General features: G+C 71.5%; 11 protein-coding genes. 9 read left to right on the top strand and 2 right to left on the bottom strand.

Translation table 11 applies throughout. The features are described 5' to 3' along the window. Positions 1-121: 121 nt before the first annotated feature. Positions 122-2,389 carry a rhamnogalacturonan lyase gene (locus D458_RS0127300; RefSeq protein WP_017589896.1) on the top strand — a complete coding sequence of 756 codons (2,268 nt, stop codon included), beginning with the start codon at positions 122-124 and terminating at the stop codon, positions 2,387-2,389. Between the two features lie 77 nt (positions 2,390-2,466). Here D458_RS0127300 and D458_RS0127295 read toward each other — a convergent pair whose 3' ends face one another. After that, a complete protein-coding gene (locus tag D458_RS0127295; protein ID WP_017589895.1) occupies positions 2,467-3,678 on the bottom strand; it encodes a cation:proton antiporter domain-containing protein in 1,212 nt (403 codons plus the stop codon). A gap of 350 nt (positions 3,679-4,028) precedes the next feature. On the opposite strand from D458_RS0127295, the gene D458_RS0127290 reads away from it, so the two are divergent. Beyond that, positions 4,029-5,828 carry a LamG domain-containing protein gene (locus tag D458_RS0127290; RefSeq protein ID WP_017589894.1) on the top strand — a complete coding sequence of 600 codons (1,800 nt, stop codon included), beginning with the start codon at positions 4,029-4,031 and terminating at the stop codon, positions 5,826-5,828. Between the two features lie 136 nt (positions 5,829-5,964). Here the strand turns inward: D458_RS0127290 and D458_RS0127285 are convergent, their stop codons facing one another. Continuing rightward, on the bottom strand, positions 5,965-7,014 hold the full coding sequence (locus tag D458_RS0127285; protein WP_026119728.1) for a LacI family DNA-binding transcriptional regulator: 1,050 nt from the start codon (positions 7,012-7,014) through the stop codon (positions 5,965-5,967). 332 nt (positions 7,015-7,346) lie between these two features. Between D458_RS0127285 and D458_RS0127280 the strand changes: the two genes are divergently transcribed. The 7 genes from D458_RS0127280 to D458_RS0127250 all read left to right on the top strand — a co-directional run bounded on the left by D458_RS0127280 (position 7,347) and on the right by D458_RS0127250 (position 17,582). Further along, positions 7,347-8,864, top strand: coding sequence for a sugar ABC transporter ATP-binding protein (locus D458_RS0127280; RefSeq protein WP_017589892.1), 1,518 nt, complete (start codon positions 7,347-7,349; stop codon positions 8,862-8,864). Further along, positions 8,861-9,913 (top strand): ABC transporter permease, encoded by a 1,053-nt coding sequence (locus tag D458_RS0127275; protein ID WP_017589891.1) that lies wholly within the window; start codon positions 8,861-8,863, stop codon positions 9,911-9,913. The genes D458_RS0127280 and D458_RS0127275 overlap by 4 nt, the downstream gene beginning before the upstream one ends. Further along, on the top strand, positions 9,897-11,012 hold the full coding sequence (locus D458_RS0127270; RefSeq protein WP_017589890.1) for an ABC transporter permease: 1,116 nt from the start codon (positions 9,897-9,899) through the stop codon (positions 11,010-11,012). Before D458_RS0127275 ends, D458_RS0127270 begins: the two co-directional genes overlap by 17 nt. Beyond that, positions 11,009-12,073 (top strand): rhamnose ABC transporter substrate-binding protein, encoded by a 1,065-nt coding sequence (gene rhaS / locus D458_RS0127265; RefSeq protein WP_017589889.1) that lies wholly within the window; start codon positions 11,009-11,011, stop codon positions 12,071-12,073. Before D458_RS0127270 ends, rhaS begins: the two co-directional genes overlap by 4 nt. 13 nt (positions 12,074-12,086) lie before the next feature. Beyond that, positions 12,087-12,404, top strand: coding sequence for an L-rhamnose mutarotase (locus D458_RS0127260; RefSeq protein WP_017589888.1), 318 nt, complete (start codon positions 12,087-12,089; stop codon positions 12,402-12,404). Positions 12,405-12,764: 360 nt separating this feature from the next. Beyond that, a complete protein-coding gene (locus tag D458_RS0127255) occupies positions 12,765-15,536 on the top strand; it encodes a carbohydrate-binding protein (protein WP_017589887.1) in 2,772 nt (923 codons plus the stop codon). Between the two features lie 144 nt (positions 15,537-15,680). Beyond that, the gene (locus D458_RS0127250) at positions 15,681-17,582 is read left to right on the top strand and encodes a glycoside hydrolase family 127 protein (protein ID WP_017589886.1); all 1,902 of its coding nucleotides are present in this window, start codon (positions 15,681-15,683) and stop codon (positions 17,580-17,582) included. Positions 17,583-17,605: the final 23 nt, after the last annotated feature.

Below are 17,605 nucleotides of genomic sequence, written 5' to 3'. Positions count from 1 at the left end.
GGTCTTGGCTGGAAAGCGCTTGCCTTATAGGGTGAGCCACCCCCGCCGTATGAGGAGCGTGCCCGTGAGGAACCCCCGCCGATCCCTTCTGAGAACGAGTCCACTGGTGGCAGGCGTATGCATGGCCCTGCTCGCACCCGGCGCCACCGCGGTGGCCGAACCCCGACCCGAGTCCGGCGTCCAGCTGGAACAGCTGGACCGGGGGCTGATCGCGGTCAAAACCGAGGAAGGCGTTTTCCTCAGCTGGCGCCTGCTGGCGTCCGAGGTCAGCGGCCACACCGGGTCCGGGCTCCGAGGCCCCCTGTTCCGGGTGTACCGGGACGGGAAGGTCGTCGGGACGGTCAGGGACAGCACGAACTTCCTGGACGAGAAGGGGAGCGCAGACTCCGAGTACCGCGTCGTCCCCGTCCCCCGGGGACGGCCCGGCGCCGGCCCCGAGGGCGAGGCCTCGGTCCGGGCCGAGGGCCACCACGAACTGCCCCTGAGCAAGCCCGAGGGCGGGACCACCCCGGCGGGCGAGGCCTACGAGTACACCGCCAACGACGTCAGCGTGGGCGACGTGACCGGCGACGGCCGCTACGAGTTCGTCGTCAAATGGGACCCCACCAACTCCAAGGACGTCTCCCAGAAGGGCTACACCGGCAACACGTACGTGGACACGTACACGCTGGAGGGCGAACTCCTGCACCGCGTCGACCTGGGCGTCAACATCCGCTCGGGCGCGCACTACACCCAGTTCGTGGTCTACGACCTCGACGGCGACGGCCGGGCCGAGCTGATGTTCAAGACCGCCCCGGGCACGAGGACGCTGACCTTCGGCGAGGACGGTCAGGTCTCCGAGGAGTACATCACCCTGCCCGAGGAGGACGCCGAGGCCGGGTACGGGCACGGCGACGACTACCGCATGAGCTCGCAGGACTACTACGAGCACCTCGTCGAGACGTTCCAGGGCTGGCACGAGCACCCCGAGGTCGAGGCCGGGAACTGGCCCGCGACCCTGGAGGAGGCCTTCGGCCAGGAGGCGCGCCACGACTACCCGCTCAGCCGCCAGGACGCCGAGGACCTCGCCGACCACTTCGTCGACGAGTACGCGCCCGCGCGCAGCGGGCGCAACGACCTGCGCGACTTCGAGGGGTTCGTCGTCCACGGCCCCGAGTACCTGACGGTCTTCGACGGCCGGAGCGGCGCGGAGCTGGACACCGTCCGCTACGAACCCGGGCGCGGTGACGACGGCCTGATGTGGGGCGACTACGCGATGGCCCGCATCGAGCCCGGCAACCGGGTGGACCGCCTCCTCTCGGGCGTGGCCTACCTGGACGGGGCCGCCCCCTCGGCGGTCTTCGCCCGGGGCTACTACACGCGTTCGGCCCTGGCCGCCTACGACTTCGACGGTGAGAGCCTCCAGCGGCGCTGGCTGGCCGACAGCGGCCACGTGCCCATGGACAACCCCTTCGATGCCTCCCCGCACGGGGGAGCGGGCACCGACCCCGACACGGGGACGCTGGCCGGGCAGGGCTTCCACTCCTTCAGCGTGGCCGACGTGGACGGCGACGGCCGGCAGGAGATCGTCTACGGTTCCGCCACCGTGGACGACGACGGCACCCTCCTCCACTCCTCCCACGACCACGGGCCGCCGCAGAGCGACGTCGCGGGGGAGTACGTCAAGCTCGGCCACGGTGACGCCATGCACGTGGGAGACCTGGACCCGCGGCGGGACGGCCTGGAGGTCTGGACGGTGCACGAGGGCGGCACCCACGCGCCCTACGGGTTCGCTATGCGCGACGCCGCCACCGGCGAGGTGCTCTTCGGCGGGTACACCGGAACGGACACCGGCCGCGGCATGGTCGGCGACATCGACCCGGACAGCCCCGGACTGGAGGCGTGGTCCTCCATGCCGCCCGGAGACGACGTCGAGGCGGGCCTGTGGAGCGCCGACGGGGAGTTCATGGGTGACAGCACCCCGGGCACGAACATGAGCATCCGCTGGTCCGCGGACATGACCACCCAGCTCGTCGAGGGCATCGCCACCCCCGACCACACCCAGTCGCCCCGGATCGAGGACTGGAACCGGGGGACCCTGCTCACCGCCGAGGGGACCCTGACCAACAACGGTACGAAGGGCAACCCGGGCCTGGTCGCGGACGCGTTCGGTGACTGGCGGGAGGAGATGGTCGTGCGCACCGAGGACAGCACGGCGCTGCGGATCTTCACCAGCACCGAGGTGACCGACCGCAAGCTGTACACACTCATGCACGACGCGCAGTACCGGGTCGGTGTGGCCGGACAGCAGAGCGGTTACAACCAGCCGACGTACCCGAGCTTCTACCTCGGATCGGACATCGACTGGGCGCGGGTCGGGGTGCCCGAGGCCCACTACCCGAACCCGTAGCGGCACGGCTCGGACGCCGGCCTCCGGACCCGCCCGCCCCACTCCGCCCCGCCGAACAGCTGTTCGGCGGGGCGGAGTCATGAGTCGGTCGGCTCGGCGCGCGCGTACAGCTTCCGGAAGGGCGAGGAGGTGACGCCGTGCGCCACCACGCTGGCGGTCACGGCCAGGCTGACGGCGGCGAACAGCCGCGGGTCGTGCACGCCCTCGTGGGCCGAGTGCGCCGCGTAGAAGAGCGCGCTGACACCCATCGGGCCGAACCAGCCCAGGAAGGCGGAGCCGCGCGGGCGCAGCCCCAGCGGACGCCGGCAGAGCATGACCCAGGGGAGGCGGCGCAGCAGCAGGACGGCGAACACGAAGGCGAGGGCGGCCGGACCGAAGCCGACCCACTCCTGCCAGGGCAGCACGATGCCCAGCAGCACGAACACGGGCAGGGCCAGGTAGCGGTTGACCGCCTCGTCGATGTTCTGCTGCGGGGTGCGTTCGCTCTCGCGCACCGTCCAGTTGTAGGCCAGCCCGGCGCTGAAGACGGCCAGCACCCCTCCGACGCCGATCAGTCGTGCGGCTCCCAGGACGGCGACCGCGAGCAGGAGCGTGAAGACCAGGGAGGGACCCTGCTCCAGTTCCCGTTCACGAGTGGCCGCCTCCATCGCCTTGCCCGCCGCCGCTCCCATGAGCGCACCCAGCGCCACACCGCCCAGCACCTCCCAGACCAGGCGGCCCGCGGCGTCCCCGGGCCCGGTGAGGGGCAGGGCGACGGCCACCGCCACCCCGACCAGGGGCAGGGCGAGCCCGTCGTTGGCCCCGCTCTCCCCGGTGAGGAGTCGGCGCAGGCGTCCGGGCAGGGCGCGTTCGGCGGGCTCTCCGGTCACCACCGACGAGGCGAGCACCGGGTCGGTGGGGCACAGGCACACACCCACCACGACGGCCAGGGCCAGGGGGAGGCCGAGCATCAGCGCGGAGGCGCTGGTGACCGCGGCCGCGAGCGGCATGACCACGCACAGCAGCAGCGCGAACTGGGGTAGCAGCGAGCGCAGGGAGGAGAAGGGGAACCGCAGCGCCGCCGTCATGACCGAGGCGGCCAGCAGGAGGCGGCTGCCCTCGAGCAGGAGGCTCTCGCGTTCAGGGACGGGCAGGGGGACCAGGTCGAGCACGAGGGGCCCCAGCACCACGCCGAGCAGGAGGGCCAGAAGGGGTTCGCTCAGCGGCAGGGACCGGGTCCGGTTGCTGAACAGGGCCAGGAGCACGCTGAGCACGCCGATGGCCGCGTACGCCAGGTGAAGGGAGTTCATGCGGTCGGCCTCCGCTCACTCGGGTCCGTTGCGTACCTCGGAGCAGGGTAATGGCCGGTGGCCCCGCAGACCCGCAGGCCGAACCGGCGAGGCGCGAAACCACGGCGGAGACGGACAGTAGCCAAACACAAGGATTGCGGCCATATGTGGCCATGGGCAGCATTGATTTTCCCAGCGTGGGTCTTTGCCCATTCTGTGGCCCATGCGCATGTATTGGAGTGAGGTGGATCACCTGTCAGGTCTTCTCTTGCTCCTGCTAGCTTGCCTCTCGTCCCAGGGCAACCACCCGTCGCGTCTCGACGGCGCGGCCTCCAACAGGTGATCCCTCACCCTGGGTAGAGAGCCCTGCCATGTTCCGCTGTGCTCGGGTACGTATCGCCGCCCTTCTGGTGTCGGTGCTCCTGCTGCCCGCTCTGCCCGCACCAGCCTTTGCCGAGGCGGGAGTCGAGGTCACTTCCGCCGACTACCCCGCTGGGAACGAGTTTCACGGAGCCCCCGGCCAACCCGGCGACTTCACTTTCTCCAGTAACGGAGACAAGGACGTCCAGAGCTACTTCTACGGCCTCAACGACGGCACCTGCCTCCGCCAGGCCGTACCCGACGAGCCGGGTGGGTCGGTGACGTTGACCCTCACCCCGCGCAGTGCGGGCCCCAACCGCATCTACGCGCGCACAGTGGACGCCTCCGGCCGCTCCTCCGCCTGCGTGTCCGTCTACTACTTCCTCGTAGCCCCTCCCAGTGATCCGGTGGCCTACTTCGCCTTTGACGAGGGACAGGGGAACCGCGCCGCCGACCTCGTCAATCCAGACCAGGGCGCCACCCTGTCCGACGGTGTGGAGTGGGTTCGCGGCCGGGTGGGAACTACCGGAAACCCGAACACCGACCCCGCCCCGCGTATGGAGGGCACAGCCGTCCACATCAACGGCCGTACCGACGGCGAGATCACCGCAGAGCACTCCACCGTGGACACCTCCGGTTCCTTCTCCGTCTCCACCTGGGTGAAGCTGGAGGGCACCGACGCCGACCACGTCGCGGTCGCCCAGGAGGGTGCCGCGCAGAGCGCCTTCCAGCTCGGCTACCAAGGCGAGAGCGGTCAGTGGGTGTTCAGGATGTCCCCCGAAGACGAGCACCGTGACGGTTCCCAGGAGTGGGCGGTGGCCGCATCCACCGCCTCCGCTGAAGCCGGGGTGTGGACCCACCTGCTGGGTACCCACGACGACCGGACCGGCGAGATCACCCTCTACGTCGACGGCATCGAACAAGGCACCGCCACCCATCCGGGGTCGTGGAACGCCCGGGGGCCGCTCGCTATCGGACGCGTCCTGTCCCAGGGTGCGGGTGAGCACCACTGGTCCGGCGCCATCGACGACGTCCTGGTGTGGAACCGCCTGGTCCTGGACGAGGCGGTGGCCAGCTCCGAGACCAACTCCGAGGTGTGGCGACTGGCCAACCGCCCGCTCGCGTCCGAGGGCCGGTGGATGCTCGACGAGTGGGACGGCAGGGCCGTGGCCGACGCCACCGACCACGGACTCGATGCCACCTTGCACGGGGACCCCCTCACCGCTTGGAACACCGCCGACAACGACATCACTTTCTCCCCCGCACTGCGGTTGAACGGTGACAAGGAGTACGTCGAGGCCCCCGGTCCCGCCCTGCGCACGGATCGCAGCTTCAGCATCGCGGCCTGGGTGCGCCTGGACGAGACGGGCGTAGGCGTCGACGCCACCGCCGTCAGCCAGGCCGGTGCACACCAGAGCGGCTTCCAACTGGGTTACCAGGGATCCAGTGATACCTGGGTCTTCAAGATGGCTGCCCACGACGACGCGGCCGACCCGGGTTCGATCGGTGGGGTCTACGCTTCCTCCGCTTGGCTGGCCCAGCCGGGGAAGTGGACCCACCTGGTCGGGATCTACGACCACACCGGTGGCGAGCTGGTGCTCCATGTCGACGGAACCGAGGCGTCCCGTGTCGCGGTGGACCACGCCTGGCACGCCGAGGGTCCGCTCCGGATCGGCAGCGCCCAGCACGGCGGTTCCAACACCGACCACTGGCCTGGTGACATCGACGACGTCCACGCCTACCAAGGCGTCCTGGGGGCCCACTCGATCTCCAACGTCTCCATGGGATTCTTCCCCACCGCCCAGCACTGACCGATACCGAGGGAGACGGGCTATGTGGCGAAGCGCCGGTCACGGGCGCGGAACTGGCTGTTCCCATGCCTTCCCGGCTGTTCACCACGTATGAGGCCCTCGTTCCACCGAGCGTGGAACGGGGGCCCTCCGGCTCTCAGCTGCGGTAGGCCGCCGTGGATCCGCGTACGACCAGTTCCGGTGTGAACAGGACCCGCTCGTGGAGGTGGCCCGACTCGTTGAGCTCCGAGTGCAGCAGCCGCATGGCCTCCCGCCCCAGCTCGTACTTGGGCTGGGCCACCGTGGTCAGACCGGGGTGCACCAGGTCGGCGAAGTCCAGGTTGTCGTAACCGACCACCGAGATGTCCTCGGGAACGCGCAGTCCCCGCCGCCCCAGCCCCTTCATCAGCCCCAGTGCGAGCTGGTCGTTGGCGCAGAACACCGCCCGCGGCCGCTGCTTGGGCCCTCCGGCCAGCACGGCGTCCACCGCGCGCTCACCCTGGCCGGGGTTGAGCAGGGGCTGCTCCACCACCCGCACCGCCGCGTCCGGGTCCAGCCCGGCCTCCTCGAAGGCCGCGCGCAGCCCCTGGTGGCGCCGCCGTACCTGCTCGATCGCGGACGGGCCGGTCAGGAACGTGACCCGCTCGTGCCCCAGGCCGATCAGGTGCCGGCCGGCGGCCAGGCCGCCCTCGTGGTTGTCCACGCTGACGCTGCACCCCACGTCCTCGGAGACGTCGCCCCGGTCGAGGGCCACCCACGAGGTCCCCTGCCGGCTCAGCCACAGCAGGTCCGACAGGTCGTCGTCCACCGGCATCACCACCGCCCCGGCGGCGCGCTGCTCGGCGAGCAGGCGCACGTTGCGCCGTTGGCGCTGACGGGTCTCCGCGGAGTTGAGCAGCACCACCGCCAGCCCCGAGTGCGCGGCCTCGTCCTCCACACCGCGTGCGACCTCGGCGAAGAAGGGGTTGGTCACGTCCAGTACCAGCAGCCCCACCGACTCGCTGCGCCCGGAACGCAGGCTGCTGCCGGAGGAGTTGCGCACGTAGTCCAGCTCGGCGATGGCCGCCTCCACCCGCAGCCGGGTGGCCTCGGCGACGCGCTCAGGCCGGTTGAGGACGTTGGACACCGTGCCGGGGGAGACTCCGGCGTGCCGGGCGACCTCGGTGATGCCCACAGGGCGGCGGGCGGATCGTGACCTGGTGGACAAAGGGGTTCTCCCGTGCGTGTGCTCGAGGGGCGACGGGAGGCATCGTACTGATCCGGACGAGCCTCCGGCTGAGTGCGCGGCCCGTGGGAGTCACATGTTCACACTCTGATTGAAACGTGTCAATGCCCAACGGCTCCCCAGGAAGGTGTCAGGCCCTGGGGTGAAGGCTGACCTGGCGGGGTCCGCGGTGTCGTTATCAGGGTGATACCTGGTCATTTCAGGTGATCCCCTTGACGGTGGTGTGTGCTGCACTTAACATCCCCATCATATTAAAACGTTTTTTCCGGTGTGCTGGCCACTCGCCGGACCCGGAACCGAAAAGGAGGGCGCACGTGGACCCGACAGAGGTCCCCCCACCCCTCGCACTGGTCGACGTCACCAAGTCCTTCGGGAGCGTCAGGGCCCTGCGCGGGCTGTCCCTGGAACTGCGCGCCGGAGAGATCCACGCTCTGGTCGGTGAGAACGGGGCGGGCAAGTCCACCCTGGTCAAGACCATCGCCGGGGTGCACCGGCCCGACGGCGGGCAGCTTCTCGTGGACGGGCGTCCCACCGGGTTCGCCGCCCCGGTGGACGCCCAGAACGCGGGCATCGCGGTCATCTACCAGGAACCGACCCTGTTCCCCGACCTGTCGGTGGCCGAGAACATCTTCGTCGGCCGTCAGCCCCGCACCCGCTGGGCGACCATCGACCGCCGCCGCATGCGCCACGAGACCGAGGGGGTCTTCAGCCGCCTCGGTGTCCGGATGGACCCCGACCGCCCCGCGCGCGGGCTGTCCATCGCCGACCAGCAGCTGGTGGAGATCGCCAAGGCCCTCACCCGCCAGGCCAGGGTCCTGGTCATGGACGAACCGACCGCGGCCCTGTCCGGTGTCGAGGCCGAGCGCCTGTTCACCGTCGCGCGGACCCTGCGCGACTCCGGCGCGGCACTGCTGTTCATCTCGCACCGCTTCGACGAGGTCTTCTCCCTGTGCGACCGCATCACGGTCGTGCGCGACGGCGCCTTCGTCTCCTGCGACCCGACCTCCGAGCTGGACGTGGACACCGTCGTGCGCCGCATGGTCGGACGCGAGGTCACCAGCCTCTACCCCAAGGAGGAGGCCGAGCACGGTGAGACCGTCCTGGAGGTCGAGGGCCTGACCCGGGACGGCGTCTTCGCCGACGTGTCCTTCAGCGTCCGCGCCGGGGAGATCGTCGCCCTGGCCGGACTCGTGGGCGCCGGACGCAGCGAGGTCATCCGCGCCGTGTTCGGTGTGGACCGCTACGACGCCGGGTCCGTCCGGGTCCAGGGACGGGAACTGGCCGGCGGCAGGCCCAAGGCCGCCATGGCCGCCGGAATCGCGCTGGTCCCCGAGGACCGCCGCCAGCAGGGCCTGGTCATGGAGTCCTCCATCGAGCGCAACGCCACGGCCACCCGCCGCCGACCGCTCAGCCGCCTCGGGCTGCTGAGGCCCAGCGCCGAACGCGCCTCCGCCGAGGAGTGGGGCGAGCGCCTCAACCTCAAGTTCGGCCGCCTCGACGACTCGGTCTCCACGCTCTCCGGAGGCAATCAGCAGAAGGTCGTGCTGGCCAAGTGGCTGTCCACCGAGCCCCGCGTGCTGTTCGTCGACGAGCCCACACGCGGTATCGACGTGGGCACCAAGGCCGAGGTCCACCGCCTGCTCTCCGGCCTGGCGGGCCGGGGCCTGGCCATCGTCATGGTCTCCAGCGAACTGCCCGAGGTCCTGGGGATGGCGGACCGCGTCCTGGTCATGCACGAGGGCCGGGTCACCGCCGAACTCGACCGGGCCGAGGCCGACGAGGAGTCGGTCATGTACGCGGCCACCGGACAGCGACCGAGCGAGGCCGTATGACGAACGCACCCAGCACCGCTCCCGAGCCCTCCACCGCCGGTGCGCCGCCCCGGCCCAGCGGGCGCCCCGCCCGCCGCCAGCGCCAGTTCCGCGAACTCGGCGTGCTCCTGGCCGTGGTCGTGCTCATCACCGCCACCTGGCTCCACAACCCAGGGTTCCTGTCCAGCCAGGGGGTGCGCGACCTGTTCCTGGGCGCCACCGTCCTGGCCGTCCTGGCCGTCGGCCAGGCCCTGGTCCTGATCACCAAGAACGTCGACCTCTCGGTCGGCTCGGTCATGGGCCTGTCCGCCTTCGGCACGGGCCTGCTCTTCGTGACCTTCCCCGGCCTGCCCGTCCCCGTGGCCGTACTCGCCGGGGTCGTTATCGGCCTGGTGTGCGGCCTGCTCAACGGCCTGCTCGTGACCACCGTCCAGGTGCCCGCACTGGTGGTCACCCTGGGCACCCTGTACGCCTACCGGGGCCTCAACCACTGGTGGGCCGACGGCGGCCAGGTCAACGCGCACGACATGCCCTCCGCCTTCCTCCTGCTGGGACGGATCAGCGTCCTGGGCGTGCCGCTCCCCGCCGCGGTCGCCATCGCCGTGGTCGCCGCGGTCGGTTTCTACCTGGCCCGCTACCGGTCGGGCCGGGAGCTGTACGCCATCGGCTCCAACGCCGACGCGGCCCGGCTGTCGGGCATCCCCGCCGCCCGGCGCGTCATGGTGGCCTTCGCCGTCAACGGCGCCCTGGCCGGGCTCGCCGGAGTCCTGTTCGCCGCCCGCTACGGCACCGTGGACTCCACCGTGGGCACCGGCATGGAACTGCAGGTCGTGGCCGCCGCCGTGGTCGGAGGGGTGGCCATCGCCGGGGGAGTGGGCACCGTCTACGGGGCCGCCCTGGGCGCGGTCCTGCTCACCACCATCACCGCCGCCCTGCCCATCTGGCGGATCGACCAGTTCTGGCACCAGGCCGTGGTGGGCGCGCTCATCCTGGCCGCCATCGCACTGGACCGGCTGCTGGCGCTCCGCACCGCGCGCAAACTTCGAGGAGGAGGTGCCCGTGGCGCCTGAACGCACCGCCACCGCGTCCGCACCGGACCGGACGAACGGCCCGGGACCGGCCCGGGAGGAGCGGCCCGCCGCCCGCCTGCGCGCCCTGCTGTCGGGCCGTGAGGCCCCCGTCGTCTCCGCGCTCCTCGTCGCCGTCCTGGGCGCCGCCCTGTTCGTGGACATGTTCGCCACCGCGCGCAACATCGACTTCATGCTGTTGAGCGTGGCCGCCATCGCCCTGATGGCGCTGCCGATGACCCTCATCGTCATCACCGGCGAGATCGACCTGTCGGTGGCCAGCACCCTGGCCCTGACCAGTGCCACCCTGGGCGTGCTGTGGGAGGCCGGGGTCCCGATCGAGACCGCCCTGTGGATCTGCCTGGGGGTGGGCGCGCTCCTGGGCGCCTTCAACGGCCTCCTGGTCACCGTCTGCGGGCTGCCCTCCCTGGCGGTCACCATCGGCACCATGGCCCTGTACCGGGGCCTGGCCTACGTGCTGCTGGGCGACCGGGCCGTGGCCAGCTACCCCAGCAACTGGGTCGGCGGCGCGCGGGAGCACTTCCTGGGCCTGCCCGGCCTGCCGTGGATCGCCGTGGCGGTCCTGGTCCTGGCCGTGCTGTTCGGGGTGCTGCTGCACGCCACCGCCGTGGGCCGGTCCCTGTTCGACATCGGCAACAACGACGAGGCCGCCCGGTTCACCGGGGTGTCGGTCCGCTGGACCAAGTTCTGGCTCTTCACCCTCAGCGGCGTGGTGGCCTCCGGCGCGGGCGTCTTCTGGACCATGCAGTACGGCACCTCGCGCGCCGACACCGCCTTCGGCCTGGAACTGCAGGTCGTGGCCGCCGTCCTGCTGGGCGGCGTGTCCATCTTCGGCGGGATCGGATCGGTCCTCGGCGTGATGAGCGGCGTGCTGCTGCTCGGGGTCATCCGCAACGCCCTCCAGCTGTTCGGAGTCGGCAGCGAGGTGCTCCAGGTCGTCACCGGTCTGATCCTCATCGCCTCCGTCGTCACCCCCAACATCGCGGCCCGTGTCAGGGCCAGGCGTGCGTCCGGCCCCCAACCGCCGCCGGCCCACGCGCCGCCCCCCGTGTCCGCCTCCACCAAGGGAGAAGATTCATGACCCAGCCCCGCCCACGCCACCTGTTCCTGGCCGCGTCCGCCTTCGCCGTGCTGATGACCGCGGCCTGCGGCGGAACCACCATCGACGGCGCCCAGGAGGAGAACGACTCCGGCCCCTCCGGCACCGCTGACCCCAACGCCGAGATCCCCGAGGGTCTGCAGATCGACTTCCTGCCCAAGCAGCTCAACAACCCCTTCTTCGACATCGTCAACGAGGGCGGCACCGAGGCGGTGGAGGAGGTCTCCGGCACCGCCACCGAGCGCGGCGGCACCGAGGCCACGGCCGACTCCCAGGTGGAGTACATCAACGCCGCAAGCCAGGCGGGCAGCGACGTCATCGTCATCGCCGCCAACGACCCCGACGCGGTGTGCCCCGCGCTCGACGAGGCCCGTGACAACGGCGCGGCCATCGTGGGCTACGACTCCGACGCCAACTGCACCGACGTGTTCGTCAACCAGTCCACGACCGAGCTCATCGGCCGCACGCTGGTGGAGATGATCTCCGAGCAGCTCGGTGGCGAGGGCACCTTCGCGGTCCTGTCCGCGACCCCCAACGCCACCAACCAGAACGCCTGGATCGCGGCGATGGAGGAGGTGCTCGAGGAGGAGGAGTACGCCGACCTGGAGCTGGTGGAGACCGTCTACGGCAACGACGACGACCTGCAGTCCTTCCAGGAGATGCAGGGCCTGATGCAGTCCTACCCGGACCTGGGCGGCGTGGTCTCGCCGACCACCGTGGGCCTGGCCGCGGCGTCCCGCTACATCAGCGACTCCGAGTACAAGGGCGAGGTGGCCGTCACCGGTCTGGGCACGCCCAACCAGATGCGCGAGTTCGTCGAGGACGGCACCGTCGACCAGTTCGCCCTGTGGAACCCGCTCGACCTGGGATACCTGGCCGGGTACACCGGCGCCGCGCTCAAGGCCGGACAGATCACCGGCGCCGAGGGCGAGACCTTCACCGCCGGGCGCCTGGGCGAGTTCACCTTCGAGACCGACCGCGAGATCGTGCTCGGCCCGCCGCAGGTCTTCGACGCCGACAACATCGACGACTTCGACTTCTGATCGGGGGACGGTTATGCGACGCGTGTGCTTCGTGCTCAAGGTGCGCGAGGACCGGCTGGAGGAGTACAAGGAGCGCCACGCCGAGGTCTGGCCCGAGATGCGCCGGGCGCTGTCGGAGAGCGGGTGGCACAACTACTCCCTGTTCTGCGACGAGCGGGGCACGGTGGTCGGCTACCTGGAGACCGAGGACTTCGAGGCCGCCCGTGAGGCCATGGCCGGGACCGAGGTCAACGCCCGCTGGCAGGCCGAGATGGCGCCGTTCTTCGAAGGTCTGGACGGCCGTCCCGACGAGGGCATGCTCCCCCTGACGGAGATCTTCCACCTGCCCTAGGGAACCGGACTCCCTCTCGGAGACCTCGAACGCCCCGGTCGGGCGACCTTTCACAGCCACGGGTCGCCCGGCCGGGGTTCGCCATTCCCTGTTCATGTTGTCGCTCACACGCTGGGTGGAGGGCGAAGCGCGAGACCGCAGGGGGAGTGGCTGGGCCTCTGTTCTCCGGATGGTTCCGCTTTCTGTACAGACACAAGGGGGCGAGAATCTCGTCGCGAGGGTTGACCGCACAATTGTTTGCGCTAACAATGTGTGCTGCCGAACCGGTTCTTCGCGTCGCGGGCACGTGTGGCCCACAGGACGCTCCGCGAAGGGCGTCGAGCCGGTTCGACAGCCGAAGGCAGACGAGTCGGGAGCAGCGTGGCACCCCCAGGCCAGCCGCCCCTCTCCGACGTGTTCGCGGCCGCGCCGGCCGACCCCGTGGCCGCCGTGCCCGCCAGCGTCCTGGCTGACCCCCGCCCCCGACCCGCGAACGACGAGGCCGCCGTGACCGACCCCGCCGACCAGCAGCTGACCATCGACCTCGCCACCGGCACCGGTGGCTTCCACGGAGGCGCCTGCGGCCTGCTCTACGGCCTCTACGGGCCCGGACTGCCCACCGACAATCTCATCGAGGGCATGAACGTGCGCACCGTGGCCACCAAGGGCCAGGACGGGGCCCAGCACCCCGGCTCCGACGCCCTGGAGGTCCTGCCCTGCCTGGTGGAGACCACCGGCGGCGACGTCTACGTCCGCACCACCGACCACTACCGCGGCTTCCCCTACCAGTGGCCGGGCGAGACCCCCGAGGAGCGGCTGTCCGGATACACGGAGGTCCTCGGGGCCCAACTGCGCCAGATCCGGGGACTGGACCCGGCCCTGCTGGACCACCTCGTCATCGAGCCCTTCAACGAACCCGAGGGCAACATGTTCGGTGACGGCGAGTGGAGCTACGACGGCACCAGCTGGCTGGACGACCCCGCCGACTACTTCCGCGCCTGGGACGACGCCCACGCGCTCATCCGGGCCGAACTCGGCGGCGTGCGCGTCTCCGGACCCAACACCAGCATCCTGTTCGACCAGGTCCAGGGGTTCCTCCAGCACACGGTGGAGGCCGGGACCGTCCCCGACGTCGTCACCTGGCACGAGCTCAGCCACCCCGGCCGGATCCGCGGTTCGGTCGAGCGCTACCGCGCCTGGGAGGCCGAGGCCTTCGCCGGCACCCCCTACGAGGGCACCGAGCTGCCGGTCAACATCAACGAGTACGCGTTCAACCACCACACCTCGGTCCCGGGGCAGATGATCCATTGGATGTCGGCGATCGAGGAGTCCAAGGTCGACGCCATGATCGCGTTCTGGAACGTCAACGGGAACCTCTCCGACAGCGCGGTCCAGGCCAACCGGGCCAACGGCCAGTGGTGGCTCTACAACGCCTACGGCGCCATGACCGGCCACACCGTCCGGGTCACACCGCCTCGTCCCGGAGAGGACTACACCCTCCAGGCCGTGGCCGCCCTCGACGAGGAACGGACCCTGGCACGGGCGCTCCTGGGCGGCTCCGACGGTGCCGCCCGGGTGGTCTTCGACCACGTCCCCGAGGAGCTGTTCGGCTCACGGGTGCACGCCTGGGTGCGGGAGATCCCCTGGACCGGGCAGATCGGTGACTCCGCCCCGCCCCGGCTGCTCACGGAGGAGGTCCTGCGGGTCCAGGACGGCGCCGTCACCGTCGACTTCGGTGACGGCCTGCCCGCGCTCACCGAGTCCTCCGCCTACGAGATCGTGCTCACCCCGGCCGGGGACGGAAGCCCCGCCGGTGAACCGCCCCACCGCTGGCAGGGCTCGTTCGAGGCCGAGGACGCCGAGTACACCGGCGGCGGGTACAGCCTCAACGGCCCCGAGGGCTCCCCCGAGGACGTCTCCAAGTACTACACCTCCGGCGGCTACCACGTCGGCGGTCTGCGCACCGGCTCCGACGGAGTCCTCGACTTCACCGTCACGGTGCCCGAGGCCGGCACCTACGACCTGAGCGTGTTCGCCAACTCCCCGTACACCCACGACCTCGTCGCGGAACAGGGGCCCACCAACGTCTTCCTGCGGGTCGACGGCGGGGCCGAGCAGGAACTGTTCCTGCCGCTGGCCTACAACCGGGTGGTCTGGGACCACGCCGACACCACCGTCGAACTCCGGGAGGGCGAGAACACCGTCACCCTGGCCACCCGGAGCCTGGTCGGCGACGGCGCCACCCGGGGCGAGGCGACCATCGACCGCATCACCCTGGCCCTGCCCCAGGGGACGCCGACCACCACCTACGAGGCCGAGACCGCCGCCCTCTCCGGGGCCACCCCCCTCTACCGGGACGAACGCCTCCAGGGACGGGACGTCACCGGTTCCGGCGCGGTCGAGATCGGCGAGGGCGACAGCGTCACCTTCTGGACGCACTCCGCACACGACGCCGAAGCCGTCCTGGACGTGCGCCTGATCGGGTCGGGCGCGGCGGACCTGGCGGTCAACGGCCGCACCGCCACGCGGGTCACCGAGGACGCCTCCTCGGCGGCGGTCTCGCTCTCGGGCGGGGTCAACAAGGTCACCGTCACCGGGGCCGAGGGCACCCCCCTGGTCGACCGGCTCGACCTCACCCCCTCCGACGGACACCTGGCCGCCACCCCGTACCAGGCCCAGGACGCCCGGACCGGGGGAGACGCGGCCGTCGTCGACCTGCCCCTGGCCGGCGGGGGACAGGCGGTCGACGGCATCGGCGGAGAACCCGGCAACGGCAACACGCTCACCTTCGACGTGGAGGCGCCGAAGGCCGGGCCCTACGTCCTGCGGGTGCGCTACTCCAACCCCGAGACCTCGGAATCCTCGCACTACAACCCGAACCCGGTCGCCCGGCGCGCCGACATCTCGGTCAACGGGGCCGATCCCGACCGGGTCCTGTTCCCGCCCACTTACCACGCCAACAACTTCTGGGTGCTCAGCGTCCCGGTCGAGCTGTCGGCCGGGGCCAACACCGTCACGTTCGCCTCCGAGGAGGCGCCCGGCTTCGACGGCGAGACCTACGCGTCCCAGACCTGGCCGGGCCGCCTGCTCAGGTCCTCCTACGCACCGGTGATCGACAGCATCACCGTCTGCGAGTTCGCCACCGGACTCTAGGCACGTACACCGCACCACCACGGTCGGGCCCCGTCCCCCGCACGGAGGCGGCCGGGTGAATCCGCGCCCCGCCGGCCCGTACACCCTGATCCCCAGGAGACACGTGTGAACCACCCCCCGGAAGCTGCCGCCCCACCTTCCCGGATGCGTCCCGTCGACCCTGCCCGAGGCGGCCACCGACCGCTCGGCCTCGACGAGTACACCCTCGCACCCGGCTTCTGGGAGGAGCGGCAGCGCACCAACACCGACGCCACCCTGGCGCACTGCGAGGAGTGGATGGAACGCCTGGGCTGGCTCGCCAACTTCGACCGCGTCGCCGAGGGGACCACCGGCCCGGACCGGCCCGGCTGGTGCTTCTCCGACTCCGAGGTCTACAAGCTCATGGAGGCCCTGGCCTGGGAGCACGGCAGGACCGGGGACCCGGGGGCCGACACCGCGCTGCGCCGCCTGACCGAACGCGTGGCCCGGGCCCAGGACCCCGACGGCTACCTCAACACCTGTTACGGGCACGGCGGCCAGGAGCCCCGCTACAGCGACCTCGAACACGGGCACGAGCTGTACTGCACCGGCCACCTCCTGCAGGCCGCGGTCGCCCGGGCCCGCACGGCCGGGCCCGCGGATCCGCTGGTCCAGGTGGCCCGCCGTGCCGCCGACCACGTCTGCGCGGCCTTCGGCCCCGACGGCAGCCAGGGGCTGTGCGGCCACCCGGAGATCGAGGTCGGGCTGGCCGAACTGGGGCGGGCACTGGGCGAGGAGCGCTACCTGGAGCAGGCACGGATCTTCGTGGAGCGGCGCGGCCACGGCACCCTGCGAGGCGAACGCGTGCCCTCGGGCAGCCCCTACTTCCAGGACGACGTGCCCGTGCGCGAGGCCCGTGCCTGGCGGGGACACGCGGTCCGCGCCCTGTACCTGGCGGCGGGCGCCGCGGACGTGGCGGTCGAGACCGGCGACGCCGGGCTGCTCGCCGCGCTGGAACGCCAGTGGGAGCACACCGTGGCCCGGCGCACCCACCTGACCGGCGGCATGGGCTCGCGCCACCAGGACGAGGGGTTCGGGGAGGACTGGGAGCTGCCCGCCGACCGCGCCTACTGCGAGACCTGCGCCGGGATCGCCTCGGTGATGGTGTCGTGGCGGCTCTACCTGGCCACCGGGGACGTGCGCTACGCCGACCTGATCGAACGCACCCTGTTCAACGTGGTGGCCGTCTCGCCCAGCACCGACGGCCGGGCGTTCTTCTACGCCAACCCCCTCCACCAGCGCACTGCGGGTGGGGCACCGGACGGCGAGGCCCCCAGCCCCCGGGCGGAGAGCGGGGTCCGCGCGCCCTGGTTCGACGTCTCGTGCTGCCCCACCAACCTGGCGCGCACCCTGGCGTCCTGGCAGGGGTACGCGGCCAGCGCCGAGGAGCACGGGCTCACCCTGCTGCAGTACGCGGCGGGCACCGTCCGCGGGCCGCTGGGGGACGGGCGCACGCTCGGTGTGGAGGTGGCCACCGGCTACCCGGACGACGGGCTCGTCACCGTCCGGGTCACCGAGCCGCCGCCGGGCCCGGTGGTCCTGCGCCTGCGCGTCCCGTCGTGGGCGCGGGGCGCGGTACTGGAGGAGGCGGGGCGGACCCGCGAGGCCGCCCCCGGGTTCGCGGTCGTGGAACGTGAGCTGGTCCGGGGAGAGGAGATCCGCCTCCGCCTGCCGGTGGAGCCGCGCCTGACCCGGCCCGATCCCCGGATCGATGCCCTGCGCGGATGCGTGGCCGTCGAACGGGGACCGCTGGTGTACTGCGCCGAGTCGGTCGACCTGCCCGCGGGGGCGGACCTGGACGGGGTGGTGGTCGATCCGACGGTGCCCCCGGTACGGGACGGCGACCGGGTGCGGCTGAGCGGGGCGGTGCTCCCACCGGACGCGGCCCCGTGGCCCTACGGCGCCGCACCAGGTCAGGGGCCGGAGCAGGGAAAGTCCGGGCCGGTCGAGGCGGTGCTGACCCCCTACCACTCCTGGGCCGAGCGCGGCCCCACCGCCATGCGGGTCTGGCTGCCGGTGCTCTCCTAGACCGGCTCCGGCCCCGTCCGCGC

Source organism: Nocardiopsis ganjiahuensis DSM 45031, from assembly GCF_000341085.1.
Taxonomy (GTDB): domain Bacteria; phylum Actinomycetota; class Actinomycetes; order Streptosporangiales; family Streptosporangiaceae; genus Nocardiopsis; species Nocardiopsis ganjiahuensis.
Note: the sequence above shows the minus strand (reverse complement) of the source record. Positions and strands in the feature narration are given on the sequence as shown.